A 24,564-nucleotide genomic window follows, 5' to 3' on the forward strand; every position below is an offset into this window, starting at 1 on the left:
GTGCGGTCAGACCGGTCAGACCTCCTCGTCCTCGGCCAGTCGTTCCCAGGGCACCTCCTGCAGCGCGGGCTCCGTGTCGTGGCCCGACGGTACGTGGGCGGCCGGCTGGAACCAGACGACGGTGAGGCGGGAGCGGTACAGGGCGCGGTCGCGGGCGGGGTCGAGGGCCTCGGAGCGGAAGTGGCCCAGGCAGGTCACGGCGGGGATGACCTCCACAGGGCCGAAGGCGCCTGCGTACTGGTCCGGGTGCTCGCGCGGGGGCGGAACCAGGTGGACCGGGGTTCCGGGGAAGGCGTCTTCGGCGGACCGCAACGCCGAGGTGATCTTCCGGTCGTTGAGGGGCTTGCACGGGTAGCCCTCGAGCATGCCGCCGTACGTCGACGACATCCGCAGTTCGGAGAGGTCGACCGAGCGGCCTGAGGCGAGGACGACGCGCGTGAGTGACATGGTGGGCACTCTAGGACGGTGGTGCATCCGGGGCTTTCGGTTTTTCGCGGGGAGAAAAAGAACGCGGGGCGGGCTGTGCCTTGTTGTCAGGGGTGGCGGCCTGTCATGCGGGCTGCCGAGGCGATCGTCGCGCGGGCCCCGCGTTCGGGCAGGCCGGTGCTGAGGGCCGCCTCGACCAGGGGGGCCACCAGGGCGGGGCCGATGCCGTCCTCGTAGGCGCGGCAGGCCGCCCGGAACAGGCGGGTGTTGCGCCGGCCCTGGTGTGCGGCGAGGACGAACTGGACGAGTCCTTGCCCGTGGCCGCCGGCTGCCGGAGGTGCGGGGTGGTGGGCGCGGGGCGGGGGCGAGGTGAGTGGTTCCCGGGGTGGCGGTGTACGTGCCGTGGTCCGTACGGGAGCCCGGGCCGACCAGGTAGCCGCCGGCGCCCCGGATGTCGATGCCGGGGGCGAGCCGGCTCGCCGGGTTGGGGACGACGACGTCGGGCGGGCCGCTGAGCCACAGGTGGCGGCCGCCGCTGGGGGTCAGGACGACCACTGTGGCGGGGATCGTGAACAGGTGGCGCAGGGCCAGTTCGCGCAGGGCGGCGGAGGAGTCGGCGCTGCTCTTCGTGTCCAGGTCGACGCCGATCAGGTGGTGCGGCGGCAGGCCGCAGGCGATGCCGTAACCGGTGCTCCTGGGGGCGGCGGCGAACAGCGCGCGGATGCGGGCGGGGTCGGTGGAGGCGTCGTGGACACCGTGTCCGAAGCGGCCGCACTCGCCACGGCAGCGGGTGGTGGGACCGGGGCGGGGAGCGGGTTCGTCGTGGTGCGGAGAACGCAGTGCGGGGAGTTTCGTCCGGGACAGCGGGAGGACGGCCAGTCCGCGCTCGGCGGCGGACAGGGCGTGCGCGAGGGCCGGCGTCGTGGCCTGCCGGTCGGTGGTGGCCATGCTTTTATTTTCGTACCTACGTTCGAACAAGGGAAGGGGGGCGGGGTGTCGCGCCGGGGTTCGCATGGCTGGCGGAAAAAGTGCCGGAACGCTTCACCTCTTGTGGGACTTGGTGTGGAGGTGTCTTGTCGGGCGGAGGGGGCGGATTAGGGGGCGGGTAGGGGTTTATCGACTTGTCCTCACGCTTGCGTGCGAATGATGTCTTCAGGGGTGGTTCACGGGGATCCGGTGGGCAATCCTGATCTTGCGACGTCGAGTACAGCCCGGGGCGGTCGGCCAACTTCCCTGGTGAAAGCCGTACATCGGGCACACGCGGTCATGAGCCGGTGCGTCCCTGGTTTCTGGAGGAAACACGACATGGCAAGCATCCGTACCGCCCGCGTCATCGCCGCCGTCTCCGCCCTGCCGCTGGCGGTAGCCCTCTTCACCGGTGTCGCGGCGGCGGACAGCGGTGCTCTCGCGGAGGACGGCTCGAGTGCCACGGCCGCGAGTGCCGCATCGGGCGTGGACGGGGACAACTTCGGCACTTCGGCCACCTCGCAGCAGCAGGCCGTCGGTTCCGGTGCCTCGAACCAGAGCGACACCGCCCAGGTCAACGGATCCGCGTTCACGGCCGTCAGCCAGGGCAACGACAACGTGGCGATCAGCTTCACCCCGCTGTGGTGATGAGGTGAGGGGGCAGTGGCCCTCTGGCGGTTGTGCGGGGCGTGCTTCGTGGGGTGCGGGGCGTGTGCGCGTCGGTCTTCCGGTGTCGCCGCGCACACGTCTCGCGGGGGCGGGTTCGCAAGGGGCGCAGGAGGGCGCAGGGGGAGGCGATGCGGGACGGCGAAGGGGGCGCGTGAGCGGGGTCGACGGAGAGGGGGTGAGGGAGCCGCCGGGGGGTTGGGGCGTCGGATGCGTTCGAGGCGCGGTGAAGTCGCACGAGAGGCAGCTCTCGTGGGGGGAGGGTGTGGGCGTGCCGGCCTCGGCGCTCAGGGCGCGGGGGGCGCCCGGGGTGACGGGGGGCCCTCGGGGCGCGGGGGAGGCCCCGGGGTGCCGGTGTGCTTTCCCCAGGGGCGAACCCGCAGGGGCTCTCCACCGCTCGTCCACCTTCAGGAGGTGCAGCAGACGCTCCCCCTACAACCTGAGGGGGACGCGGCTTCGGGACCTGCGGCCGATCCGCCGGACGCGCCCCGCTCATAGCGTTGAGCCATGACCACACCCGTCTGCACCAGCGCTTCGGACGCCGCTGCTCCAGTGACGCAGACCCTCCCGTACCCGTCGTTCTCGTCGTACATGAGGGCCCGCCAGCCGGCGCTCCTGCGTACCGCCCGGTCCCTGACCGGGAATTCGAGCGACGCGGAGGACCTGCTGCAGACCGCGCTCGCCAAGACGTACGTCGCCTGGGAGCGCATCGAGGACCACCGTGCGCTCGACGGCTATGTGCGCCGGGCGCTGCTGAACACCCGGACGTCGCAGTGGCGCAAGCGGAAGGTGGACGAGTTCGCCTGTGAGGAGCTGCCCGAGCCGGACCCGGTGTCCGCGGCCGACGACCCGGCCGAGCGGCAGGCGCTGCGTGACGCGATGTGGCGGGCGATCATGAGGCTGCCCGCGCGGCAGCGTGCCATGGTCGTCCTGCGGTACTACGAGGACCTCAGTGAGGTGCAGACGGCCGAGGTGCTCGGCGTGTCGGTGGGAACGGTGAAGTCGGCCGTGTCGCGGGCGCTGGGCAAGCTGCGGGACGACGCTGAGCTGGAGCTTGTTCGGTCCTGAACCGAAATGTCGTTTCGCGGTATGTGATCGATCATCCGCTCCTCTAGTGACATACCGCGCGGTATGTGCGCAGAATCAGCACATCCGTTACCGCCGCGTAGGCAATGTCGCCCGGGAGGACGCCGTGCTGAGCACCATGCAGGACGTACCGTTGCTGATCTCGAGGATCCTGACCCATGGGGCGGCGATCCACGGCACGTCACAGGTGACCACCTGGACCGGCGGGAGCGAGCCGCACCGCCGTTCCTACGCGGAGATCGGCACCCGCGCGGCGCAGCTGGCCCACGCCCTGCGCGACGATCTCGGAGTGACCGGCGACGAACGGGTCGCGACCCTCATGTGGAACAACGCCGAGCATGTCGAGGCGTACTTCGCGATCCCCTCCATGGGCGCGGTGCTCCACACCCTGAACCTCCGCCTTCCGGCCGAGCAACTCGTGTGGATCGTCGAACACGCCGCCGACCGGGTGGTCCTGGTCAACGGTTCGCTGGTCCCGCTGCTCGCTCCGCTGCTGCCGCACCTGAAGTCGCTCGAGCACGTCGTCGTGTCCGGCCCCGGAGACCGTTCCGCGCTGGCGGACGCCGCGGCGCAGGCACAGGTGCGGGTGCACGAGTACGAGGACCTGATCGCCGGGAAGCCCACCGCCTACGACTGGCCCGAGCTGGACGAGCGTGCCGCCGCGGCCATGTGCTACACGTCGGGCACGACCGGGGACCCCAAGGGAGTGGTCTACAGCCACCGTTCGATCTACCTGCACTCGATGCAGGTCAACATGGCCGAGTCGATGGGTCTGACCGACCAGGACACCTCACTGGTGGTGGTCCCCCAGTTCCACGTCAACGCCTGGGGTCTGCCGCACGCCACCTTCATGACCGGTGTCAACATGCTGATGCCGGACCGCTTCCTGCAGCCCGCACCGCTCGCCGAGATGATCGAGGGCGAGCGTCCGACCCACGCCGCCGCCGTCCCCACCATCTGGCAGGGCCTGCTGGCCGAACTGCTGGCCAAGCCGCGGGACGTCTCCTCCCTCACCCAGGTCACCATCGGCGGCTCTGCCTGTCCGCCCTCCCTGATGGAGGCGTTCGACCGGATGGGCATGCGGGTCTGCCACGCCTGGGGCATGACGGAGACCTCCCCGCTCGGCACCATCGCCCGCCCGCCGGCCCACGCCGTGGGCACCGACGAGGAGTTCACCTACCGCCTGACCCAGGGCCGCTTCCCGGCCGGGGTCGAGGCCCGGCTCACCGGCCCCGGCGGCGAACGCCTCCCCTGGGACGGCGAGTCCGCGGGCGAGCTGGAGGTGCGCGGCCCCTGGATCGCCGGCGCCTACTACAACGGCACCGACGCCGAACCCCTGCGCCCCGCGGACAAGTTCAGCGAGGACGGCTGGCTGAAGACCGGCGACGTCGGCACGATCTCGCCCGACGGCTTCCTCACCCTCACCGACCGGGCCAAGGACGTCATCAAGTCCGGCGGCGAGTGGATCTCCTCCGTCGATCTGGAGAACGCGCTGATGTCCCACCCGGACGTCGCCGAGGCCGCCGTCGTCGCCGTCCCGGACGACAAGTGGGGCGAGCGCCCGCTGGCCACCGTCGTCCTCAAGGAGGGCTCCGCCGCGGACTTCACCACGCTGCGCGAGTTCCTCGCCGGCGAGGGCAGGATCGCCAAGTGGCAGCTGCCCGAGCGCTGGACGGTGATCGAGTCGGTGCCGAAGACGAGCGTCGGCAAGTTCGACAAGAAGGTGCTGCGCAGGCGGTACGCCGAGGGCACGCTGGACATCACCCAGCTCTGACGCGCTCCGGCGCGCGCACCCCTTCGCGCGCCGGACGCACCATGACGCGCCCCGCATACGTCGGCCGGGCACCGGACCGACGTGCGCGGGGCCGGTGTGCGCCGGGCCGGTGTACGCGGGGCCGCGCACGGCCTGCGCCCGGAGGGAAGGCACGGCACCCTCGGTACGGACCCGGTACGGACCCGGCGCCTCAGTTGGTGCCGATGCGGGCCAGCAGGTCGACGATCCTGTCCTGCACCTCGTCGCTCGTGGAGCGTTCCGCGAGGAACAGCACCGTCTCGCCGGAGGCCAGCCGCGGCAGGTCCCCCTGGTCGACGGCGGCGGTGTAGACGACGAGCGGGGTGCGGGTGAGCTGCCCGTTCGCCCGCAGCCAGTCGACGATCCCGGCCTGCTGACGGCGTACCTGCATCAGGTCCATCACCACCAGGTTCGGCCGGAACTGCCCCGCCAGCGCCACCGCGTCCGCGTCGCCCGCGGCCCGCGCGACCTGCATGCCGCGCCGTTCCAACGTCCCGGTCAGCGCGAGCGCGATCTCCGCGTGCTCCTCGACCAGCAGCACCCGCGGCGGATGCTGCTCGCTGTCCCGCGGCGCGAGGGCCTTCAGCAGTACCGCGGGATCGGCGCCGTAGGCGGCATCGCGCGACGCCTGCCCCAGCCCGGCCGTGACGAGCACCGGTACGTCGGCGGCCACCGCCGCCGTCCGCAGCGACTGGAGCGCCGTACGGGTGATCGGCCCGGTCAGCGGATCCACGAACAGCGCGGCGGGGAACGCCGCGATCTGGGCGTCGACCTCCTCGCGCGAGTGCACGATCACCGGCCGGTAGCCGCGGTCGCTCAGCGCCTGCTGCGTGGCGACGTCCGGCGCGGGCCACACCAGCAGCCGGCGCGGGTTGTCCAGGGGCTCGGGCGGCAGTTCGTCGTCCATCGGCTGCGGACGAGGGGGGTCCGCCACCTCGACGGCCCCACCTGGACCGTCCAGCGGCTCGGGTCCCTCGGCCGCGTCCGCATCCGGCGCTCCTATGGCGTACGAGCGTCCCGTGCCCTCGGTCGTGGGCGCGAGCCGCGACTGCCCCGGCTGACCGGCGATCGAGTGCTGGGGCTGGGACGGGGGCTGTGACGAGGGCTGCGGCTGAGGCTGTGGGGGCGCTGCCTGGGCCTGCCGCTGGGTGGGGGCGGAGCCGGTCGCCGCGTGCGGGTGCGCGCTCTGCTCCTGGCCCGTGGCCGGGTCGGGGCGCGTACCGAGCTTGCGGCGGCGGCCCGAGCCGCCCGGCTGATGCGGGGGAGGCGTGGCCGACGGCAGCGGCTGCTGGGCCTGGGCGGCCTGCCGGGTGAACGGCACGCCCTGCCCCAGCGTGCGCACGCTGAACGCACGCCCCTGGGTCGAGTTCGGGTCCACCGGCACCGACGGTGCCGCCGTCTCGACGGGGAGCGGCTGAGCTGCCCGTTGCGCGGGCGCCGCGTTCTCGGGAGGCAGCGGGGCGGCCGGTGCGGGCGCAGGCGTCGGCATGCCGTTCGGCGGTACGGGAGTTCCGGCGCCGGAGGTGCCACCTGGGACAGGCCACGGAGGCTGCGCGGACGGGGTGCCCTGGGGCGGAGTTCCCTGACCGGGTGCGGCCTCGGCGGGCAGCGGCTGGGCCACGGCGGCGGGCTGCTCCGCGGCCGGGACGACGGGCTGCGCCTGTTCCTGTACCGGGGGCTGCCCCTGGGGGGCGGGCGGCGGCGCTGCCGGCTGGGGCAGCGGCTGTCCGGCGGAGGCCGCCTGCGGCTGGTCGTGGGAGGCCGGTGCCGGCACCTGTGCCTGCGGCAGCTGTCCCGGGACGGCGGCCGTGTGCCCCTGCCCCGTGATGCCCCGCGGCGGAACGGCCGGCGGCACAGCCGACGGAACGGCTGCTCCCTGTGGGGCGGTCCCCTGCACCGGTGCGACCGGTACGGGAGCCGGCTGAGCGGCACCTCCGGCCAAAACCCCCGGAGCCTGGACCGGAATCCCCGGAACCCCTGGGGCCTGGACCGGAGCCCCCGGGGCCTGGACCTGAGCGGTATGCGCCGGTGAAGGTGCCGCGTCCTGCTCGACCGGCTGGGCGGCGGCCCGTCGTCGGCGGCCGGTCGGGGCACTGGTGGGGTGCGGCTGCGGAGGAGTGTGATCGTCGGGCTGGTCGTGCGGGACGGCGTCATGGCGCCCTCCGTCGATCAGCGCGTCCCCGGAGGCAGCCGGTGCGGGCACCGCCACGGGAGCCGAGCCCTGTGCCGGCCCCTGCTCCGGTCCTTGCGCGGGGCCCTGCCCCGGGCTCTGCCCGACCGCGCCGACAGCCCTGGCCTGTTCCTGGCCCCCCTGGTCCGCCTCGGCGGGCGGCAGGGCGAACACCGTACGGGGCGCGGCCTCCTGCGCCGCCGCCCGCTCGGTCGCCGCCGCAAGCGCACGCCGGCGTCGCCCGGCCCCCTGGGGCTGCTGCCCCTCTCCCTGGCCGGGCTCCTGCCCCTGTCCCTGGGAGGCACCGGCGGTCCCGCCCCCGCTGCCCATCGCGGGCAACGCGGGCGGCAGGGCGTGCTGCTCACCGGAGGCCTGCCGGGCACGCTGCCCCCCGGCGGGGACGGGTACGCCCTGCGGCGGTACGGTCCCGCCCAGCCCGGTGTTCGACGCGGCGGACCCCGCCGCGTACTCGGCGGCCGTGACAACGGCCCCCTCGGACACTCCGCCCCCGGAGCCGATCGCACCGACCGCACCGACGGCCCCACCCGTACCCGTACCCGGGACGACAGCGGCAGCAGCGGCCTCCGCGCCCTCGGCCGGCCGGCCGCGCCGCCGTCCGGTCCCGCCGGACGGCTGAGCCGGAGCCTGCGCGGGCTGTACGGGCTCCGCGGCTTCCGAGGCCGCCCGGCGCCTGCGCCGGCCGGTGGGTGCCGCGGCGTCCGTACCGGCCTCGGAACCGTCGTCGGCTCCCGGCACCTCGCTGTCCAGGAACGCGTCCACCGAGGACCGCCGGGCCCTCCGCCGTCCGCCACCGGAACCCTGCTGCCCGCCCGCGACAGCGGCAGCCCCCTCGGCCGGAGCCGCACCTGGCACGGCTCCCGGCGCCGGTGCCGCGCCCGGCCCCTCGCCCGCCGGCACTCCGGCGGGCAGCGCGAGCTGGGCAGGCGGCTGGCCTGCGGCGACGACACCCGCACCGGCCCCGATGGGCACCTCGAGGACGAACGCGCTGCCGCTCATCCCCGGTACCTCGTGCGTCTGCAGTACCCCGCCGTGCGCCCGTACGATCCCGCGTACGACCGGCTCGTGCACCGGGTCGCCGCCGCTGTACGGCCCGCGCACCTCGATGCGTACGACCTCGCCGCGCTGTGCCGCCGCGACCACGACCGTGTTGTCCAGGTAACCGCCCGCCGAAACGGGGGTGTTGCCGGTGGCGTCGACGCCCGCGACATCCGCGACGAGATGGGCGAGGGCGGTGGCGAGCAGCCGCGCGTCGACCTCGGCCTCGATGGGCGGCGCGTGCACGGCGAACTGCACCCGGCCGGGCCCGATGAGTTCCACGGCCCCGTCGACACCGGCGGCGACGACGGCGTCGAGCATCGCCTTCGTACGGGTGATCGCCTCCGTCCCGGAGTCGAGCCGCTGGAAGCCGAGGACGTTGTCGATGAGGGTGGTGATCCGGGAGTAGCCGGCCGACAGGTGGTGGAGCACCTGGTTGGCCTCGGGCCACAGCTGTCCTGCGTCGTCGGCGGCCAGCGCGGCCAGGTCGCGGCGGAGTTCCTCCAGCGGGCTCCTGAGGGACTGCCCGAGCAGCGTCAGCAGCTGCTCGTGCCGGCCGGTGAGGGCCTCGAAGCGGTCCTTCTCCCGCTCACCGAGCGCGGCGTACCGCTCCTCGTTCGCGGCGAGTTCCTCGGTGTGCGCCTCCTGCAGTTCCTCCAGCTCGCGGACGTGGTTCTGGCGCAGGGCGGTGAGCTCGGAGGCGTGCTCCTCGGCGAGCCGCTCCAGTTCCTCGGCGTGCTGCCGCTCGGCCGCTTCCTTCTCCTTGAGGAGCGTGTCGTACGGACGCCGGTCGGTGAAGGTCATGACGGCGCCGACGAGCTGGTCGCCGTCGCGTACCGGCGCGGTCGTCAGGTCGACCGCCACCTTGTCGCCGCTCTTGGAGTACAGCACCTGCCCGCGCACCCGGTGCTTGCGTCCGGAGCGCAGGGTGTCGGCGAGCGGGGACTCGCCGTACGGGAACGGGGAGCCGTCGGCGCGCGAGTGGAGGACGAGGGTGTGCAGCTCACGTCCGCCGAGGTCGCTGGCGCGGTAGCCCAGTATCTGGGCGGCGGCCGGGTTGACGAGGACGATCCGCCCGTCGGTGTCCGTCCCGACGACGCCCTCGGCGGCGGCCCGCAGGATCATCTCGGTCTGCCGTTGCGAACGCGCCAGCTCGGCCTCGGTGTCCACGGTGCCGGACAGATCGCGTACGACGAGCATCAGCAGTTCGTCGCCGGTGTAGCCGTAATTGTCGTAGGCCTGCTGGCCGGTCTCCAGGTTCGCACTGGTGACCTCGACCGGGAACTCGATCCCGTCGGTCCGCCGGGCGACCATCCGCGTCGGCTTGGTACGGGCCCGCGGGTCGATGTGGTCGGGCCGGCGCATGGAGCCGGGGATGAGCTTGGAGTCGAACTCGGGCAGCAGGTCGAGCAGCCCGCGCCCCACCAGTGCCGTGCCCGGGGTCTCGAAGGCCTCGAGGGCGATGCTGTTGGCGTTGACGACCGTCCCGTTGGCGTTGACCAGCACCAAGGCGTCCGGAAGCGCGTCCAGTATGGCTGCGAGGCGAGCAGTGCCTCGGGATGGCCTGCTGCTCACGAGACGCTTCCTTCCTGTTCCGCTGCGTGCCGACCGGTCGGGCCATCTTGCCGACCGGCCCTCAACGTGTCACGCGAGGGAGTCTAAGGGCTGGGGTTGCGCTCGCGACGCCGGATGAGACCGAGGTCGCACGTAACGTGACGGTGATGTAACGCCTCCGCCGCCCGTCACCGGCCACGGCCCGGCCCGCCGCACCCCGAAACGTTGTGGGACCTCCACGTGGTCCGGCCTGCCCGGTGACGGCGACGACGCGCCCGCCACGCGCTTGCCGGAGGAGCTTTGCTCTGCGGCCGTCGCGCCTAGTACCGTAGGGGGCGATTGGTGACACCACGCAGGACTGTGTCATCATCGGCACGCACCACTGAACCGCGCTCGCGCGAGGGATGTTGTGCACGGAGGCGTCGCCTAGTCCGGTCTATGGCGCCGCACTGCTAATGCGGTTTGGGCCTTAAAGCCCATCGAGGGTTCAAATCCCTCCGCCTCCGCACCGATTGCGAAGCCCCGGCCCATCCGGCCGGGGCTTCGTCGTGCGCCCGGCCCGAACTGCTGTCTTCCCAGGCCACAAGGGGTGGGCCAAACGGATTTCACATGGCGGCGGCGGTCATGTAATGTTCTTCCTGTCGCCGCGAGCGAGCCCGCAGAGGGCCGGGAGCGGCGAGAAAACTGAAAAACACGCACTCGTAGCTTAACGGATAGAGCATCTGACTACGGATCAGAAGGTTGCAGGTTCGAATCCTGCCGAGTGCACAGGAACAAGAGCCCCGCCGGTTGAACCGGCGGGGCTCTTGCGTGCTGGGAGCGGGACCGGGCGGATCAGGATGTGTGCTCGTGGTCGGCTCTGCGGCGGAGGAGCGTGGTCTGGAGTTGGCGGCTCAGGGCGGTGGCCGCCGCGGTGAGGAAGACGAAGGTGTAGAAGATCTGGAGGATGGCGACCATGCGGGCCGCCTGGCCGTGGGGAGTGATGTCGCCGTAGCCGATGGTGGCGAGGGTGACCAGCGTGAAGTAGAGGGCGTCCAGGCGGGTGTCGAGGCCGACGAGTTCGCCGGGGCGCTGGGCCAGGGCCTGGTAGGTCGTCGCGAAGACCAGGATGGACAGGCACATCAGCAGGGGGATGACCAGTCCGGGCCGGGCGTGCGGGTGGCCGAGCAGGACGTGGCCGATCTGCTGGAGCAGCAGGGCGGCGATGACCCCCAGTGACAGGCCGAAGAGGGTCCAGCTCAGGCCGGGCCGGCGGGGGCCCAGATGGTCGAGGGGGAGGAGGAAGTAGGCGGTGACCAGACCGGCCGCGCCGGCTGTCTGGGCGAGCCGGCACCACAGCCTGCTCGATACCGTGGGGGGTTTCTTCTCGCTGTTTTCCATGGGGTGGGGAGGATGCCCGGAGGGGTGTTCCTAGGTCGGGGGCGCCGTCTCGCGGCGTGGTGAGCACAGGGCCCAGATGATGAAGCCGTCGATGACGATGAGGACGATCGACCAGACCGGCGCGTAGGGCAGCCACACGAAGTTGGCGATCATGCTCATGCCGGCCAGCGCGATGCCCGTGACGCGGGCCCAGACCGCCCCGCTGAACAGGGCGAGCCCGGCGGCCAGGACGAGGGCGCCGAGGATCAGGTGTACCCAGCCCCAGCCGGTCAGGCTGAAGGCGTAGGTGAAGTTGCTGGTGGTGACGAAGACGTCGTCCTCGGCGATGGCCGCGATGCCCTGGAAGATCGCCATGATCCCGCCGAAGGTCATCAGTACCGCCGCGGCCGCTGTCCAGCTCGTCGCCCAGGCACTGCGCGACTCCCAGTCGGCCCGGTGGTGCGTTCCGCCGACATTGCTAGCCATGTGTCGCCCTTCCGGCTGTCCCCGAGCGGGCCCCGAGCGGGCGCCGAGGTGCACGGCGCCTCCTCCAGGTTCGCACCACGGGGGGTGCTTGGCACCTCGACACCTCGGTGCGGACGGACTGGGAGTGGAAGCGGGGCGTTGTCGGTGCCCGCCCCTACTCTCGTCGGAGATGGCACAGGTATGGAGATGCTCGGGGCTGCGCTGGTCGGCGGACGGTCCCGTGCTGGTGTGGGAGGGCGGGCGGCGCACCGCCCTGCCTTGGGGGAAACGAGTGGCCTTCGCGGTCGAGGAGGGGAGCGTACGGACCTGTGTCGGGGCGCGGGGGCACACGTGTCCGCTCGGCGCGGTGGTGTCGGCGCGGAGTACGGGAGCGCGCTGCGAGGAGTGCGCGCGGCTGGACCGGGCGCACTCCGTGGCCGCCGACACCGTTGCGGACGATCCGCGGCCGTACCGGGTGTATCTGGCGTGGTTCGGGCCGGGGGCGGTCAAGGTCGGGATCACCGGGGTGGCCCGGGGCCCGGCGCGTTTGCTGGAGCAGGGCGCGGTCTGCTTCAGCTGGCTGGGGACCGGGCCGCTGATGGCGGCCCGGCGCACCGAGGCGCTGCTGAGCGCCGCGCTCCGGGTGCCCGACCGGATTCCGTACGCCGACAAGCGTGCGGTGCGGGCGGTGCTTCCGGACACGGAGGGGGAGCGCGCGGCCGAGCTTGCGGAGCTGCATGACCGGGCGGGCGCTCTGCCCGGGTGGCCCGAGTCGCTGGCCCGGGAGCCTTTCCGGCCCGTCGATCACGTGCGGGCGTTCGGGCTGGCGGGGGCGTCGGCCGTGCTGGGGGAGGTGAGCGAGCTGGTCGCCGGGGGCGCGGTGAGCGGGGAGCTGGTGGCCGCGGCGGGCCCGGATCTGCATCTGCGTGTCGTGCCGGCGGGTGGGGAGCGGGCCGACGTCGTGGTGCTCGATACGCGGTTGCTGGGTGGGTGGGGGCTCGTGCCGGGCGAGGGGCGGGCGTTCGATCTTCCGGTGAGGCACCCGAAGGGGGCGAAGGGCGCCGGAGGGGCGAGGGGGGACGGCGAGGGGGCGGGGGTGCAGGACGGGTTGTTCTGATGCGGACCGGTGCCTGCGGCCGGGCTCGGGCCGGCGTGGCTGCGGGTGGTGTGCCACGACAACGCGGCCCGCCTCTCCGGCCTGCGGGAGAACGACAACGGAAGCGGGAGCGGGGGAGGGAGAGGGCGCGGGCGCGCCGGCGGCCTCGGAGGCAGTTCCGGCCTCGCCGACAGCACCGGCTGAAACGCGCGCTCCCTCGTCGCGCACCGGGATTCTCAGGGAGAACACAGATTTGCGAAAGGGCGCTCTCAGAGGTCCCCGCGAGGGTGTGGAGCATGACCACGACCTCGCCCCAGGGGCGCACCGAACTGCTGAGGCCGGACGGGAGCCCCGTCCGCGTACTGGTGGTGGACGACGAGCAGTCGATCACCGAACTGCTGTCCATGGCCCTGCGTTGCGAGGGCTGGCAGATCCGCAGCGAGGGGGACGGCCGGGGCGCCGTCCGGGCCGCGCGCGAGTTCCGGCCCGATGCCGTCGTCCTGGACATGATGCTGCCGGACATGGACGGGCTGTCCGTGCTCGGGCGGCTGCGCCGTGAGCACCAGGACGTGCCCGTCCTGTTCCTCACCGCCAAGGACGCGGTCGAGGACCGTATCGCGGGCCTGACCGCCGGTGGCGACGACTACGTGACCAAGCCGTTCAGCCTGGAGGAGGTCGTCGCGCGGCTGCGCGGGCTGATCCGGCGTTCCGGCGCCGCCGACCGCCGGTCCGAGTCCCTGCTGGTCGTCGGTGACCTCACGCTGGACGAGGACAGCCACGACGTGACCCGGGGCGGGGTGGGCATCCACCTCACCGCCACCGAGTTCGAACTGTTGCGCTACCTGATGCGCAATCCGCGGCGCGTGCTCAGCAAGGCGCAGATCCTCGACCGGGTGTGGTCCTACGACTTCGGCGGGCAGGCGAACGTCGTCGAGCTGTACATCTCGTATCTGCGCCGGAAGATCGACGCCGGCCGGGAGCCGATGATCCACACCCGGCGCGGCGCCGGGTACCTGATCAAGCCCGCGGTGTCGTGAGCGGACGGCGACGGCCGCGTCCACGGCGGAGAGCGGGCACACCGCGCACACTCCGGACCCGGCTCGTCGTCGCGTCCGTGGTGCTGATCGCCGTGGTGTGCACGGTCATCGGCACGGTGACGACGCTGGCCCTGCGCTCGCACCTGTACGGGCAGTTGGACGGGCAGGTGCACGAGGTGGCGACGCGTGCCGTCGGCGGGCCCGACGACGGCGGCCCGCGGCCCCAGCACCTGGACGACCGGGACCCGCTCGAATTCGTCGTGGTCGGCCCGCAGGGCATCGGCACCATCGGTGCGACCGTCGGGGACGGCCGGGTGACCGACGGGATCGTCAGCACCTCCAAGGAGGAGAACGGGTTCACGACGCCCGAGGCCGAGCCGCTCACCGGCGCCCAGAACGCCGCGAGCCACCAACTGGCGACCGGTGATCCCGTGACGGCGATCGGCGGCTTCAACGGCACCGACCCCTCGCCGACCCTCGCACAGTTCCAGCAGTACGTGGCGGAAGGGAGGATCCACTACTTCGTCGCCGGCGGTGGCATGGGCGGCGGTACGGGCGGAGGTACGGGCGAAGACGACGACTCCGGTGACTCCAGTACCTCTTCGCAGATCGCGTCCTGGGCGGAGGAGGACTCCGAGGAGGTGACGGCAGACCCGGCCACCTTCTACGACCTCACCCGGAAGGCCGACGGCTGACGCTCGCCCAGCGGGCGCCGGCAGACGCCGGCAGGCGGGCGGAGGGCGGTGGCACCGGGAGCCACCGCCCTTTCGCTACTCCGCTTCGACCAGCCGTGCCGGGAAGCCGCCCGTCGCCACCGGGCCCCACCGCTCCGGGGTGATCCGGATGATCGACTTGCCCTGCTTGACCATGGCCGCCCGGTACTCGTCCCAGTCGGGGTGCTCACCGGCGATGTTCCGGTAGTACTCCACGAGCGGCTCCACCGACTCGGGCGTGTCGACGACCTCGGCGGCGCCGTCGATCTGTACCCAGGGTCCGTTCCAGTCGTCACTGAGGACGATCAGGCTCACCCGGGTGTCCCTCTTGGCATTGCGGGTCTTGGCGCGCTCCGGATAGGTGGAGAGCACGATCCGGCCGGAGTCGTCGACCCCGCAGGTCAGCGGCGATCCCTGAGGGCTTCCGTCGGCCCGCCGGGTCAGCAGGATCGCGCGGTGCCGGGGACGTACGAAGTCCAGCAGCTCGTCGAGGGAGACGCGGGTGTTCGTCGCGATGTTCGGTGCCATGGCGCCAGCCTAGGGCTGACGGGTTCTCCTCACCCGCGGCGAGGAGGAACGGCCCGCGGCGGGGCGCGCCTCCCGCCGAGAGCGCGCCGGCCGCCGCGGGCCGGGGGCGTAGGGGCCGTCCGGTCCCGGGTTACTTGCCGGAGCCGGAGCCGGAGCCGGACCGGCTCGGGACGTTCGCGGCTTCGACGGCGTCGCCGGTGTCGGTGTCGGTGTCGGTGGCTGCCGACCTGCCGGTGGCCCCGCCCGTCGTCCCGGCAGCCACCGGGACCGGCGTGGCGGAGCGCGCCTCGGCGGCCTGGGCCAGCGCGCCCGAGGTCCGCAGCGGGACCTCCTTGATGAACAGCGTCACCAGGAAGGCGAGGAAGGCGATCGGGGCGACGTACAGGAAGATGTCGGCGATGCCGTGCCCGTAGGCGCTCTCCAGCCAGGTGCGGATGCCGTCGGGCAGCAGGTCCATGTCCGGCAGTTCGCCGGAGTTCGCCGACCGGGCGGCGGCGGCCTGCTCCTGCGGGCTCAGCGAGCCGATGGTGTCCTGGGCGTAGTGGCTGATCCGGGTCGACATGACCGAGCCGAGCACCGAGACGCCCACCGCGCCGCCGAGCGACCGGAAGAAGGTGACGACGGAGCTGGCGGCTCCGAGGTCGCTCGGTTCCACCTGGTTCTGCGTGCACAGCACCAGGTTCTGCATCATCATGCCGACGCCGAGGCCCATGATCGCCATGAAGACGCCGATGTGCCAGTACGGGGTGTCGTGGCGTATGGAGCTCAGCAGCCCCAGAGCGGCGGTCAGCAGCGCACCGCCGACGACGAGCCAGGCCTTCCACCTGCCGGTCCGGGTGATGATCAGGCCGGAGACGGTCGATGAGACGAACAGACCGCCGATCATCGGGATGGTCAGAACACCCGACATCGTCGGGGACTCGTTCCGGGCCAGCTGGAAGAACTGGCTGAAGTAGATGGTTCCGGCGAACATCGCGATACCGACGAACAGCGAGGCGGCCGAGGCCAGCGTGATGGTGCGGTTGCGGAACAGCCGCAGCGGGATGATCGGCTCGGCGGCCTTCGTCTCGACGAACAGGAAGACCAGGGTGAGCAGCAGCGCGCCGCCGACCATCGTGTACGTCTGCCAGGACACCCAGGCGAACTTGTCGTCGGCGAAGGTGACCCAGATGAGCAGCAGGCTGACGGCCGCGGTGACGAAGAAGGCGCCGGGCCAGTCGACCTTCGCCTTGCGCCTGGTCTCCGGCAGCTTCAGGGTCTTCTGCAGCAGGACCAGGGCGATCAGCGCGAACGGCACACCGACGTACAGGCACCAGCGCCAGCCGAGCCACGAGGTGTCGGTGATCACGCCGCCGATCAGCGGGCCGCCCACGGTCGCGACGGCGAAGGTCGAGCCCAGGTAGCCGGAGTAGCGGCCGCGCTCCCGGGGGGAGATCATCGCGGCCATGATGATCTGGGCCAGCGCGGTCAGACCACCGGCGCCGAGACCCTGGATGACCCGGGCCGTGATCAGCATGCCGGGGTTCTGTGCCGTGCCGGCGATCACGGAGCCCACGATGAAGACGACCAGGGCCGTCTGGACCAGCGTCTTCTTGCTGATCAGGTCGGCCAGCTTGCCCCACAGGGGGGTGGACGCCGTCATCGACAGCAGCGCCGCCGTCACGACCCAGGTGTAGGCACTCTGGCCGCCGCCGAGGTCGGTGATGATCTCGGGCAGGGCGTTGGAGACGATGGTGGAGGACAGGATCGCTGCGAACATGCCGAGCAGCAGGCCCGACAGCGCCTCCAGGATCTGCCGGTGGGACATCGGAGCGCCGCTTTCGGAGGAGACTCCTCCGTGCCCGGCCTGAGCCCGCACACCGGTCGGTGTGGTCGTTGCCATGGACTTCCTTCTCTTGCTCGTTTACGGGTGTACGGGTGGTGCAGTGGTCCCGCTGTCCTGCGGGGCGTGAGGCGCCGGTGGTGCGGGGCTCGGTGGTGGTGCCGCGCGGGGCGTGGGCCGGCAGTCGCTGAAGCTGTCCCGGAGCCGGGACATGAGCTGGGCGAGCAGGCCGATCTCGTCGTCGGACCAGTCGTCCAGGCGCTCGGCGAGCAGGTGGGTGGTCTGTCGGAACAACGCGTCGAGCTGGACTTGGCCCGCGGGGGTCAGGCGCAGGATGCGGGAGCGCTTGTCGGCCGGGTCGGGGGAGCGCTCGATCCAGCCGCGCTCGGCCACATGGGTGACATGGCGGCTGGTGACCGACAGATCGACGGCGAGCAGTTCGGCGAGCCTGCTCATACGCATGTCGCCGTGGCGGCCGATGGCCGTCAGCACGGCGGCGGAGCCGCTGTGGAAGTCGGCCGACATGCTCCGGCGCAACTCCCGCTTCACCGCGCCGAAGGCACTGAACTGCCGTACCAGTTCGTCGTACTGCGCCTGCTCGGCCATGACACCTCTCCATCGTTGCTTAGGGCAACGGTAGAAGTGGATGGTTGCTGAAGGCAAATAAAAACGAGGTTCAAGCTCCCAAAACTTGGCAAAGACAAGCATCGTGATTCGTAAACGTGCAGGTGGGGCGGATCGTCGGATCGTCGGCCCTTCCGCGCCACTGGCTCGGCGCTCCGGCCGGACGCTCCGACCGCCATCGCGATCACCCCGTGCCATCGACCCGCGCCGTCCACCCGTGCCCTCGCCCCGCGCGGGTGCTGGGGAGGTGCCCCAGCTTGGGACCTGCGCGCGTGGTTCGCTAGTGTCTCGGGCCATGGCTAACTCCCAGGCCCCACAGGGCAACCACGACCCCGCCGGCAGCACCCAGATGTTCCGCGCGTTCGTCGACGACGCCCCTCAGGGGCAGCAGGCCGCCGCGACGAGCGGTGGCGGTCCGCGTATCGGTCTGATCGTCGGCGTCGTCGTCGCCGTGGCGATCGTCGCGGCCGTGGCCTGGCTGGCGCTGCGCTGACCCGGCGGCAGGACGCGCGGAGGCCGCCGTTGCGCCCGTGAGGGGCGCCCCGGCGGCCACGGGTCCGCGTCCGGTCCGGTGACCGGCGGGGCCGTGGACCGGCGCCCGAGGGTGAGCGTCAGTGGCTGCCGGCGGTCGGTGTGTCCCGGCCCGACCGGTGTCTCTCAGTCCGCGATGAGACCCTCGCGCAGCTGGGCCAGGGTCCGGGTGAGCAGCCGGGAGACGTGCATCTGGGAGATGCCGACCTCCTCGCCGATCTGTGACTGCGTCATGTTGGCGAAGAAGCGCAGCATGATGATCCGCCGCTCCCGGGGCGGCAGCTTGGCCAGCAGGGGCTTGAGCGACTCCCGGTACTCCACGCCCTCCAGCGCCGTGTCCTCGTAGCCGAGGCGGTCCGCGAGCGAACCCTCGCCGCCGTCGTCCTCGGGCGCCGGCGAGTCCAGCGAGGACGCCGTGTACGCGTTGCCGACCGCGAGTCCGTCGACGACGTCCTCCTCGGACACGCCCAGCACCGCGGCGAGTTCGGCGACCGTCGGGGAGCGGTCGAGCTTCTGGGAGAGCTCGTCGCCGGCCTTCGTCAGCGCCAGGCGCAGTTCCTGCAGCCGGCGCGGCACCCGCACCGACCACGACGTGTCGCGGAAGAAGCGCTTGATCTCGCCGACCACCGTCGGCATCGCGAACGTCGGGAACTCCACGCCCCGTTCGCAGTCGAAACGGTCGATCGCCTTGATCAGCCCGATGGTGCCGACCTGGACGATGTCCTCCATCGGCTCGTTGCGCGAGCGGAAACGGGCCGCCGCGTACCGCACCAGTGGGAGGTTGAGCTCGATCAGGGTGTCCCGGACGTAGCCGCGCTCCGGACTGTTCTCGTCGAGTGCGGCGAGCCGCAGGAACAGGGAGCGGGACAGGGTGCGGGTGTCGATCGCCGCCGTGTCCGGAAGGGTTGTCTCCGGAAGGTCCGGAGCCGGCGCGGCCGCGAGGGCCGGAGCATCGTCGATGGGGCCGAGTACGTCGAGAGCATTGGGAGCTGTCTCGCTCTCCGCGAGCGTGAGCACCTTCGAGCTGCCCTGGTCTGCGGACATGCCACCCCCTTTGGGTCGCGGGACGGTCGCGGCGGCGTTCCCGTCCGAGGAACGCAGCCTTCACCTGAATACCGGAGCCGGGGCTTCGGCAAACGCGCTTCCGGCAGAATGTCACATGTCGGCAACGCGCTGTAGTGACATGTCGACATCGATCCTGCGAATCAGCCCTGGAAACAAGGGGTCTGGCGGTGTTTCAGGCCAGAAGCACGCGTAAGGGTACTGGTGAGCGATTCGCTCTCGGGGGTTACGCGTCGATCCTGTTTGCGGACCGCAGTCGCTGGAAGCTGCGCGCGAGCAGCCGGGACACGTGCATCTGGGAGACGCCCAGTTCGGCGCTGATCTGCGACTGGGTGAGGTTGCTGTAGTACCGCAGCAGCAGGATCCGCTGTTCCCGCTCGGGAAGCTGGACGAGCAGGTGCCGGACGAGGTCGCGGTGTTCGACGCCGTCCAGGGCCGGGTCCTCGTAGCCGAGCCGGTCGAGGATCCCGGGGAGCCCGTCGCCCTCCTGCGCGGCCTCCAGGGAGGTGGCGTGGTACGACCGCCCGGCCTCGATGCAGGAGAGCACCTCCTCCTCGGTGATGCGCAGCCGTTCGGCGATCTCGGCGGTCGTCGGGGAGCGCCCGAAGGCGGTCGTGAGGTCCTCGGTCGCGCTGTTGACCTGTACCCACAGCTCGTGCAGCCGGCGCGGTACGTGGACGGTCCGGACGTTGTCGCGGAAGTACCGCTTGATCTCGCCGACCACCGTCGGCATCGCGAACGTCGGGAACTGCACGCCCCGCTCCGGGTCGAAGCGGTCGATGGCGTTGATGAGCCCGATGGTGCCGACCTGGACCACGTCCTCCATCGGCTCGTTGCGGGAGCGGAAGCGGGCGGCCGCGTAGCGCACGAGTGGCAGGTTGGCCTCGATGAGCGCGGCGCGTACGCGGGAGTGCTCCGGCGTGCCCGGCTGGAGGTTCTTGAGCTGGCCGAAGAGCACCTGGGTCAGTGCCCGGGTGTCCGCCCCGCGTCGTTTGGCGGGTGACGGGGCGGTGGCGGGCGGTGGAGTGCCGGGAGGAGTGGCGAGGGGGACAGGAGGGGCGGCGGACGTGTCCGGGGTGCCCGGGGTGTCCGGGGACTGGGCCGGAGCCGGAGTCAGGGCGGACACCTGGTCCTGGGGCGGCGCGGTACTGGCCGACACGGTCAACGCCACCTCTTCATCGGTCAACTCATCCGTCAAAAGCGGTCATAGCATCACAAGACATGCTCACCGTGTGCAAGCACCGCATATTCCGTGTTGGGGGAGAGGAGCGCCGGGAACGCGGGAAAGCCCCCCGTCGTCGCGACAGGGGGCTGCGGGGGCGAAGGCTCAGAACTCGTAGTCGGCGATCACCCAGGTGGCGAACTCGCGCCACAGGCCGACGCCCGCCCGGTGCTCCGGGTGCTCCACGTACCGGCGCAGCGCGTCGGCGTCGTCGAACGCCGAGTTGATGGCGAAGTCGTAGGCGATGGGCCGGTCGCTGATGTTCCAGGCGCACTCCCAGAAGCGGATCTCCGGGATCCTGCCCTCGAGGGAGCGGAACGCCTCCACGCCCGCGACGACGCGCGGGTCGTCGCGCTCCACGCCCTCGTTCAGCCTGAACAGGACCAGGTGGCGGATCATCGGTCTCCTCCGCCGGCGATCCATGTCATGAAGTCACCGACGGCGGTCGCGGCGTCGGATATGCCCTCGAACGCTATCTGGACGTAGTCCGCCGCCTTCGCCGGATCCGTGATGATCACGTACAGCGCGAAGACCACGAGGACGTAGACGGCGACCTTCTTCGCGTTCACCGCCATCGCGGCCCTCCCCTGTCACTGTTGCGCCCCGGTGCCACCGTGGTGCACCGGCGCCACCCCTGCGTGCCGAGCGGGCCCATGATCGCACGAAGGGCCCCGTCCGACGACGAGGCCCTTCACCGGCGGTAGCGGAGGGATTTGAACCCTCGGTGACTTGCGCCACACTCGCTTTCGAGGCGAGCTCCTTCGGCCGCTCGGACACGCTACCGAGAGAGACCCTACAGCACGCGGCGCAGTGGTTTGAAATCGGTGTGCGGGATGCGGCGGCCCCGCCGTCAGCGGTCCCGGAAGAACGCCGTGAGCAGGTGCGCGCACTCCTCGGCGAGCACCCCTTCGACGACCTCGGGCCGGTGGTTGAGCCGCCGGTCGCGGACGACGTCCCAGAGGGAGCCGACCGCGCCCGCCTTCTCGTCCCGGGCGCCGTAGACGATCCGGTCGACCCGGGACTGCTGGACGGCGCCCGCGCACATCGTGCAGGGTTCCAGCGTCACCACGAGGGTGCAGCCGGTCAGCCGCCACTGTCCGAGCGCCGCGGCGGCCCGCCGCAGGACGAGCAGCTCCGCGTGCGCGGTGGGATCGCGGCCGGCCTCGCGCTCGTTGTGCCCGGAGGCCAGCACGGTGCTGCCGTCCGGCGCCAGGACGACGGCGCCGACGGGGACGTCCCCGCTCCGGTCGGCCCGCTCGGCCTCGGCCAGGGCGAGCCGCATCGCGGCCCGCCATGGGGCGCGCACCGGATCGGGTGGGGCGGGCCCGGTCAGCGGACGGTCTCCAGGACCTCGGCGACGCCCAGGACCTCGGCGATCGTGCCCAGGGCGTCCCCGGACAGCGAGCGCAGGTCCTTCTCGCTCACCCCCAGGTCGTCCAGGACCAGGGCGTCGCCGACCGGCCCGTGCGGCACGGAGTCGGCGGGACCGGTGTCCGCCGCGACGTCCTCGTCGTCGGCGGCGTCGTCCGGTTCACCGTCCTCCGTGCCGTCGAGGTCGAGAGTGTCCAGGTCGGGGCCGTCGTCCCCCGGTTCCCGGCCGAGCAGCTCGTCGGTGAGCAGGATCTCGCCGTAGCTGCTGCGGGCGGCGGCCGCGGCGTCGGACACGTAGATGCGAGGGTCGTCCTCGCCGTCCACGCGGACGACGCCGAACCAGCCGTCCTCCTGCTCGATCAGCACGAGCACCGTGTCCTCGTCGGGGGCGGCTTCCCGGGCCAGATCGGCCAGATCCGACAGAGTCTCCACATCGTCGAGCTCCGTGTCGCTCGCTTCCCACCCGTCTTCGGTGCGCGCGAGCAGTGCGGCGAAGTACACCGTGACTCTCCCACTGGTCTTAGGCGTGCCGGTTGGGGTTCCCCCCGGCGGAGGTGTGTGGACGAGGAGTGCTCCATGAGCCCCGCCCACTCGGAATCGTGGCAGAAACAAGGCCGACAGGGGACGTCTTCGGCTCCCTGTGTCCGGCAGTTTTGACCCGCGCCGCCGAGTATTCCCCCGGAACCTGCCCGGGACCCGTCGGCGCGCCCGCCGTCGTCACAGCGGATCGTACGCGGCTCGGACTGCCGTCCTGGTACGGCCACCCGGCAAACACCCGCATGGGCCGCGGTCTTCCCGCAGCCGGGCCTGTTTCCGTCGTGTCCGCGGTGCCTCGCCCACCGGGGGCGCCCCGTTCCGGGACCGCCAGGGGATTCCTACCAGCGGAAGGTCCGCATGCGCATCGCGTGCCGCAGCCGGGCCGCCTTGGCGCGGCGCGGCTGGACCCGGTCACGCAGTTCTCTGGCCTCGGCGAGTTCGCGCAGGAACCGGGCGCGGCGCCGCCGCCGCTCGGCGTCCGTCTCGTCAGCCCCGGGTGGTCCGGTCATGCCGGGCACCCCGGAGACGCCGGACACCTCCGGCGGGCGGCCGCCCCGGCGCTCGCCGACCTCATCGCGCGGGCCGCCGGGTGTCTTCCGTACCGACGGCTCATCTCGGGAATTCCGCTCAGGCATTGCTTCATCACCCCAGTCCGTCCCTGCCACCTTCCCCCGGACGAGCGGTTTGACGCCATCGAAGGAGCGGTGGCGGACCGCGGGGCCTGCCGTGTGCGGGGGAACCGGGCCCGTCCCCGCCCGGTTAGTGTGGGGACATGCGTCTCCACGTCGTCGACCACCCCCTGGTCGCACACAAGCTCACCACGCTGCGCGACCAGCGCACCGACTCCGCGACCTTCCGCCGTCTCGCCGACGAACTGGTCACCCTCCTCGCCTACGAGGCCACGCGCGACGTGCGCACCGAGCAGGTCGACATCCACACGCCGGTGGAGCGGACCACGGGTGTCAAGCTCTCCCACCCGCGCCCGCTGGTGGTGCCGATCCTGCGGGCCGGCCTCGGCATGCTGGACGGCATGGTCCGGCTGCTGCCGACCGCCGAGGTGGGCTTCCTCGGCATGATCCGCAACGAGGAGACGCTGCAGGCCTCGACGTACGCCACCCGGATGCCGGAGGACCTCTCCGGGCGTCAGGTGTACGTGCTGGACCCGATGCTCGCCACCGGCGGCACGCTGGTCGCCGCGATCCAGGAGCTGATCAAGCGGGGCGCGGACGATGTGACCGCCGTGGTGCTGCTGGCCGCGCCGGAGGGCGTCGAGGTCATGGAGCGCGAGCTGGCCGGCACCCCGGTGACCGTCGTGACGGCGTCGGTCGACGAGCGCCTCAACGAGCACGGTTACATCGTGCCGGGCCTCGGCGACGCGGGGGACCGGATGTACGGGGCGGCCGAGTAGCCGAGCAGGCCCGTCCGTCGCCGGTACGCAGCCGGTACGGAGCCGTACCCGGGCGATACCGGGGCCGGTACGAAGCGGGGGGGGGGGGGGGGGGGGGGCGGCCCGGGGGGGGGGGGGGCGGGGGGGGGGGGGGGGGGGCCCCCCCCGCCCCCCCCCCCCCGCTTCTGTGTGCTTGTGCTTCTTCCTGCCCTCTGCCCCTGCCCCTGCCCCTGCCCCTGCCCCTGCCCCTGCCTCAGGGTCAGCAGCTCTTCTTCGTGGTGGGTGCGGGCTCGGGGGCGTTCAGCGCGGCGAGGGCGCGGCCGGCGTCCGCCTCGGCCGTCAGCCGGGTGAAGGCGTCGCCGATGATCAGGTCGATCTCGCCGCCCTTGCGGGATGCCTCGGTGCGGCGTTCGGCGTCGGCGAGCTGGGTGCCGAGCACCGGCAGCGTGGTCCTGAGAGCGGACGCGGGGCCGAGGAGCACTCCGCTGCCCTTGACCTTCTTGTCGTACTCCTTGGCCGCGTTGCCGACGTCGCCGATCTTGAAACCGCGTTTCTCCAGCTCGTCGGCGGTCTTCTTGGCCAGGCCGGACCTGGTCGTGGCGTTGAGGACGTTGACCGTGATCCGGTCGGGTTCGGGCAGCGCGGCACTGGGGCTCGGGCGGGGCGAGGGGCTCGCCCCGGTGGTGCAGCCCGCCTTGACGCCGACCGCGGAGGCGGGGTTGCCGCCCCCGGTGAAGACGTCGAAGAGCTGCAGCGTGCCCCAGCCGGCCACGCCGAGCGCCGTGACGGAGGTGATGGCCAGGACGACGAGCCTGCCGTGGCGTCGGGGTCGGCGCATCCGCGGGTACTTGTCACCCCGGATCCGGTACTGGCCGCCCATGCCGGGAGGAGTCAGCATGCTCATGGGCGCAGCGTAATGCGCTCCGACGACTATGCCTACCAGGTGATCATCCGATAGGGCGCAGCCCACCCCGAAAGGGTCAAAGCGCGTGTCCGCAGGGGTGCGTCCGGCAGGGGCGAAGGGCCCCGCCGACGTGCTGGCGTACTGCTGACATGCGTCCTGCTGACACGGCGTCCGGCGACATGCGTCCGGG

23 protein-coding genes, 3 tRNA genes and 1 pseudogene are annotated in these 24,564 nt (G+C 72.1%); 10 read left to right on the forward strand and 17 right to left on the reverse strand.

What is annotated here, in order from left to right:
- Positions 1-15: 15 nt before the first annotated feature.
- Positions 16-447 (reverse strand): hypothetical protein, encoded by a 432-nt coding sequence (locus ORI94_RS01490; protein WP_266071838.1) that lies wholly within the window; start codon positions 445-447, stop codon positions 16-18.
- An 86-nt stretch (positions 448-533) separates the two neighbouring features.
- Positions 534-1,374: pseudogene (locus tag ORI94_RS01495) on the reverse strand (bifunctional DNA primase/polymerase).
- A 357-nt stretch (positions 1,375-1,731) separates the two neighbouring features.
- On the opposite strand from ORI94_RS01495, the gene ORI94_RS01500 reads away from it, so the two are divergent.
- The 3 genes from ORI94_RS01500 to ORI94_RS01510 all read left to right on the forward strand — a co-directional run bounded on the left by ORI94_RS01500 (position 1,732) and on the right by ORI94_RS01510 (position 4,918).
- Positions 1,732-2,040, forward strand: a complete 309-nt coding sequence (locus ORI94_RS01500) for a hypothetical protein (RefSeq protein ID WP_266071839.1) — start codon at positions 1,732-1,734, stop codon at positions 2,038-2,040.
- A 525-nt stretch (positions 2,041-2,565) separates the two neighbouring features.
- Complete coding sequence (locus tag ORI94_RS01505) at positions 2,566-3,126, forward strand: SigE family RNA polymerase sigma factor (RefSeq protein WP_266071840.1); 561 nt, start codon at positions 2,566-2,568, stop codon at positions 3,124-3,126.
- Between the two features lie 136 nt (positions 3,127-3,262).
- A complete protein-coding gene (locus ORI94_RS01510) occupies positions 3,263-4,918 on the forward strand; it encodes a long-chain fatty acid--CoA ligase (protein ID WP_266071970.1) in 1,656 nt (551 codons plus the stop codon).
- Between the two features lie 190 nt (positions 4,919-5,108).
- Here ORI94_RS01510 and ORI94_RS01515 read toward each other — a convergent pair whose 3' ends face one another.
- Positions 5,109-9,737 (reverse strand): PAS domain-containing protein, encoded by a 4,629-nt coding sequence (locus tag ORI94_RS01515; protein ID WP_266071841.1) that lies wholly within the window; start codon positions 9,735-9,737, stop codon positions 5,109-5,111.
- Between the two features lie 394 nt (positions 9,738-10,131).
- Here ORI94_RS01515 and ORI94_RS01520 point away from each other — a divergent pair.
- Positions 10,132-10,222 (forward strand) — tRNA-Ser (locus ORI94_RS01520).
- 189 nt (positions 10,223-10,411) lie between these two features.
- Positions 10,412-10,484, forward strand: a tRNA-Arg gene (locus ORI94_RS01525).
- 66 nt (positions 10,485-10,550) lie between these two features.
- Here ORI94_RS01525 and ORI94_RS01530 read toward each other — a convergent pair.
- Both ORI94_RS01530 and ORI94_RS01535 read right to left on the reverse strand, forming a co-directional pair.
- Complete coding sequence (locus ORI94_RS01530) at positions 10,551-11,096, reverse strand: potassium channel family protein (RefSeq protein WP_266071842.1); 546 nt, start codon at positions 11,094-11,096, stop codon at positions 10,551-10,553.
- A gap of 30 nt (positions 11,097-11,126) precedes the next feature.
- Positions 11,127-11,561 (reverse strand): hypothetical protein, encoded by a 435-nt coding sequence (locus tag ORI94_RS01535; RefSeq protein WP_266071843.1) that lies wholly within the window; start codon positions 11,559-11,561, stop codon positions 11,127-11,129.
- Positions 11,562-11,730: 169 nt separating this feature from the next.
- Here ORI94_RS01535 and ORI94_RS01540 point away from each other — a divergent pair, with 169 nt between their 5' ends.
- The 3 genes from ORI94_RS01540 to ORI94_RS35455 all read left to right on the forward strand — a co-directional run bounded on the left by ORI94_RS01540 (position 11,731) and on the right by ORI94_RS35455 (position 14,368).
- A complete protein-coding gene (locus tag ORI94_RS01540) occupies positions 11,731-12,657 on the forward strand; it encodes a DUF2797 domain-containing protein (RefSeq protein WP_266071844.1) in 927 nt (308 codons plus the stop codon).
- Positions 12,658-12,932: 275 nt separating this feature from the next.
- Positions 12,933-13,673, forward strand: a complete 741-nt coding sequence (locus ORI94_RS01545; protein WP_266071845.1) for a response regulator transcription factor — start codon at positions 12,933-12,935, stop codon at positions 13,671-13,673.
- A 77-nt stretch (positions 13,674-13,750) separates the two neighbouring features.
- A complete protein-coding gene (locus ORI94_RS35455; RefSeq protein ID WP_416237749.1) occupies positions 13,751-14,368 on the forward strand; it encodes a hypothetical protein in 618 nt (205 codons plus the stop codon).
- Positions 14,369-14,443: 75 nt separating this feature from the next.
- Here the strand turns inward: ORI94_RS35455 and ORI94_RS01555 are convergent, their stop codons facing one another.
- From ORI94_RS01555 to ORI94_RS01565, 3 genes are all read right to left on the reverse strand, one after another.
- A complete protein-coding gene (locus tag ORI94_RS01555; protein WP_266071846.1) occupies positions 14,444-14,914 on the reverse strand; it encodes a PPOX class F420-dependent oxidoreductase in 471 nt (156 codons plus the stop codon).
- Between the two features lie 130 nt (positions 14,915-15,044).
- Positions 15,045-16,796, reverse strand: a complete 1,752-nt coding sequence (locus tag ORI94_RS01560) for an MDR family MFS transporter (protein ID WP_266071847.1) — start codon at positions 16,794-16,796, stop codon at positions 15,045-15,047.
- Between the two features lie 21 nt (positions 16,797-16,817).
- Entirely contained in the window at positions 16,818-17,342 is a 525-nt protein-coding gene (locus ORI94_RS01565; RefSeq protein ID WP_266071848.1) for a MarR family winged helix-turn-helix transcriptional regulator, read from the reverse strand.
- Positions 17,343-17,655: 313 nt separating this feature from the next.
- Between ORI94_RS01565 and ORI94_RS01570 the strand changes: the two genes are divergently transcribed.
- On the forward strand, positions 17,656-17,853 hold the full coding sequence (locus ORI94_RS01570; RefSeq protein ID WP_042163358.1) for a hypothetical protein: 198 nt from the start codon (positions 17,656-17,658) through the stop codon (positions 17,851-17,853).
- Between the two features lie 164 nt (positions 17,854-18,017).
- On the opposite strand, the gene ORI94_RS01575 is transcribed toward ORI94_RS01570, so the two are convergent.
- The 8 genes from ORI94_RS01575 to ORI94_RS35460 form a co-directional block, all read right to left on the reverse strand.
- Entirely contained in the window at positions 18,018-18,935 is a 918-nt protein-coding gene (locus ORI94_RS01575; protein ID WP_266071849.1) for an RNA polymerase sigma factor SigF, read from the reverse strand.
- Between the two features lie 244 nt (positions 18,936-19,179).
- Positions 19,180-20,118, reverse strand: a complete 939-nt coding sequence (locus ORI94_RS01580) for an RNA polymerase sigma factor SigF (protein ID WP_416237754.1) — start codon at positions 20,116-20,118, stop codon at positions 19,180-19,182.
- Between the two features lie 162 nt (positions 20,119-20,280).
- Positions 20,281-20,574, reverse strand: a complete 294-nt coding sequence (locus tag ORI94_RS01585) for a Dabb family protein (protein WP_042163363.1) — start codon at positions 20,572-20,574, stop codon at positions 20,281-20,283.
- Entirely contained in the window at positions 20,571-20,750 is a 180-nt protein-coding gene (locus ORI94_RS01590) for a hypothetical protein (protein WP_266071851.1), read from the reverse strand. Before ORI94_RS01590 ends, ORI94_RS01585 begins: the two co-directional genes overlap by 4 nt.
- A 123-nt stretch (positions 20,751-20,873) precedes the next feature.
- Positions 20,874-20,958, reverse strand: a tRNA-Ser gene (locus ORI94_RS01595).
- Between the two features lie 67 nt (positions 20,959-21,025).
- Complete coding sequence (tadA, locus tag ORI94_RS01600) at positions 21,026-21,457, reverse strand: tRNA adenosine(34) deaminase TadA (RefSeq protein WP_266071971.1); 432 nt, start codon at positions 21,455-21,457, stop codon at positions 21,026-21,028.
- Between the two features lie 47 nt (positions 21,458-21,504).
- The gene (locus ORI94_RS01605; protein WP_266071852.1) at positions 21,505-22,047 is read right to left on the reverse strand and encodes a hypothetical protein; all 543 of its coding nucleotides are present in this window, start codon (positions 22,045-22,047) and stop codon (positions 21,505-21,507) included.
- 374 nt (positions 22,048-22,421) lie between these two features.
- On the reverse strand, positions 22,422-22,592 hold the full coding sequence (locus ORI94_RS35460) for a hypothetical protein (protein WP_332429424.1): 171 nt from the start codon (positions 22,590-22,592) through the stop codon (positions 22,422-22,424).
- 263 nt (positions 22,593-22,855) lie between these two features.
- Here ORI94_RS35460 and upp point away from each other — a divergent pair, with 263 nt between their 5' ends.
- The gene (gene upp, locus ORI94_RS01615; RefSeq protein ID WP_042163381.1) at positions 22,856-23,491 is read left to right on the forward strand and encodes a uracil phosphoribosyltransferase; all 636 of its coding nucleotides are present in this window, start codon (positions 22,856-22,858) and stop codon (positions 23,489-23,491) included.
- Between the two features lie 238 nt (positions 23,492-23,729).
- On the opposite strand, the gene ORI94_RS01620 is transcribed toward upp, so the two are convergent.
- On the reverse strand, positions 23,730-24,350 hold the full coding sequence (locus ORI94_RS01620) for a LytR C-terminal domain-containing protein (protein ID WP_266071972.1): 621 nt from the start codon (positions 24,348-24,350) through the stop codon (positions 23,730-23,732).
- Between the last annotated feature and the right edge of the window lie 214 nt (positions 24,351-24,564).

It is taken from the genome of Streptomyces sp. NEAU-W12 (assembly GCF_026242095.1).
In the GTDB taxonomy this organism is placed as follows: Bacteria; Actinomycetota; Actinomycetes; order Streptomycetales; family Streptomycetaceae; genus Streptomyces.

What these genes read in the sequence shown, in the direction of transcription:
- ORI94_RS01490 (WP_266071838.1), bottom strand. Translation starts at nt 447, where the DNA reads ATGTCACTCACGCGCGTCGTCCTCGCCTCAGGCCGCTCGGTCGACCTC.
- ORI94_RS01500 (WP_266071839.1), top strand. Translation starts at nt 1,732, where the DNA reads ATGGCAAGCATCCGTACCGCCCGCGTCATCGCCGCCGTCTCCGCCCTG.
- ORI94_RS01505 (WP_266071840.1), top strand. Translation starts at nt 2,566, where the DNA reads ATGACCACACCCGTCTGCACCAGCGCTTCGGACGCCGCTGCTCCAGTG.
- ORI94_RS01510 (WP_266071970.1), top strand. Translation starts at nt 3,263, where the DNA reads ATGCAGGACGTACCGTTGCTGATCTCGAGGATCCTGACCCATGGGGCG.
- ORI94_RS01530 (WP_266071842.1), bottom strand. Translation starts at nt 11,096, where the DNA reads ATGGAAAACAGCGAGAAGAAACCCCCCACGGTATCGAGCAGGCTGTGG.
- ORI94_RS01535 (WP_266071843.1), bottom strand. Translation starts at nt 11,561, where the DNA reads ATGGCTAGCAATGTCGGCGGAACGCACCACCGGGCCGACTGGGAGTCG.
- ORI94_RS01540 (WP_266071844.1), top strand. Translation starts at nt 11,731, where the DNA reads ATGGCACAGGTATGGAGATGCTCGGGGCTGCGCTGGTCGGCGGACGGT.
- ORI94_RS01545 (WP_266071845.1), top strand. Translation starts at nt 12,933, where the DNA reads ATGACCACGACCTCGCCCCAGGGGCGCACCGAACTGCTGAGGCCGGAC.
- ORI94_RS01555 (WP_266071846.1), bottom strand. Translation starts at nt 14,914, where the DNA reads ATGGCACCGAACATCGCGACGAACACCCGCGTCTCCCTCGACGAGCTG.
- ORI94_RS01560 (WP_266071847.1), bottom strand. Translation starts at nt 16,796, where the DNA reads ATGGCAACGACCACACCGACCGGTGTGCGGGCTCAGGCCGGGCACGGA.
- ORI94_RS01565 (WP_266071848.1), bottom strand. Translation starts at nt 17,342, where the DNA reads ATGGCCGAGCAGGCGCAGTACGACGAACTGGTACGGCAGTTCAGTGCC.
- ORI94_RS01570 (WP_042163358.1), top strand. Translation starts at nt 17,656, where the DNA reads ATGGCTAACTCCCAGGCCCCACAGGGCAACCACGACCCCGCCGGCAGC.
- ORI94_RS01575 (WP_266071849.1), bottom strand. Translation starts at nt 18,935, where the DNA reads ATGTCCGCAGACCAGGGCAGCTCGAAGGTGCTCACGCTCGCGGAGAGC.
- ORI94_RS01585 (WP_042163363.1), bottom strand. Translation starts at nt 20,574, where the DNA reads ATGATCCGCCACCTGGTCCTGTTCAGGCTGAACGAGGGCGTGGAGCGC.
- ORI94_RS01590 (WP_266071851.1), bottom strand. Translation starts at nt 20,750, where the DNA reads ATGGCGGTGAACGCGAAGAAGGTCGCCGTCTACGTCCTCGTGGTCTTC.
- tadA (WP_266071971.1), bottom strand. Translation starts at nt 21,457, where the DNA reads ATGCGGCTCGCCCTGGCCGAGGCCGAGCGGGCCGACCGGAGCGGGGAC.
- ORI94_RS35460 (WP_332429424.1), bottom strand. Translation starts at nt 22,592, where the DNA reads ATGACCGGACCACCCGGGGCTGACGAGACGGACGCCGAGCGGCGGCGG.
- upp (WP_042163381.1), top strand. Translation starts at nt 22,856, where the DNA reads ATGCGTCTCCACGTCGTCGACCACCCCCTGGTCGCACACAAGCTCACC.
- ORI94_RS01620 (WP_266071972.1), bottom strand. Translation starts at nt 24,350, where the DNA reads ATGGGCGGCCAGTACCGGATCCGGGGTGACAAGTACCCGCGGATGCGC.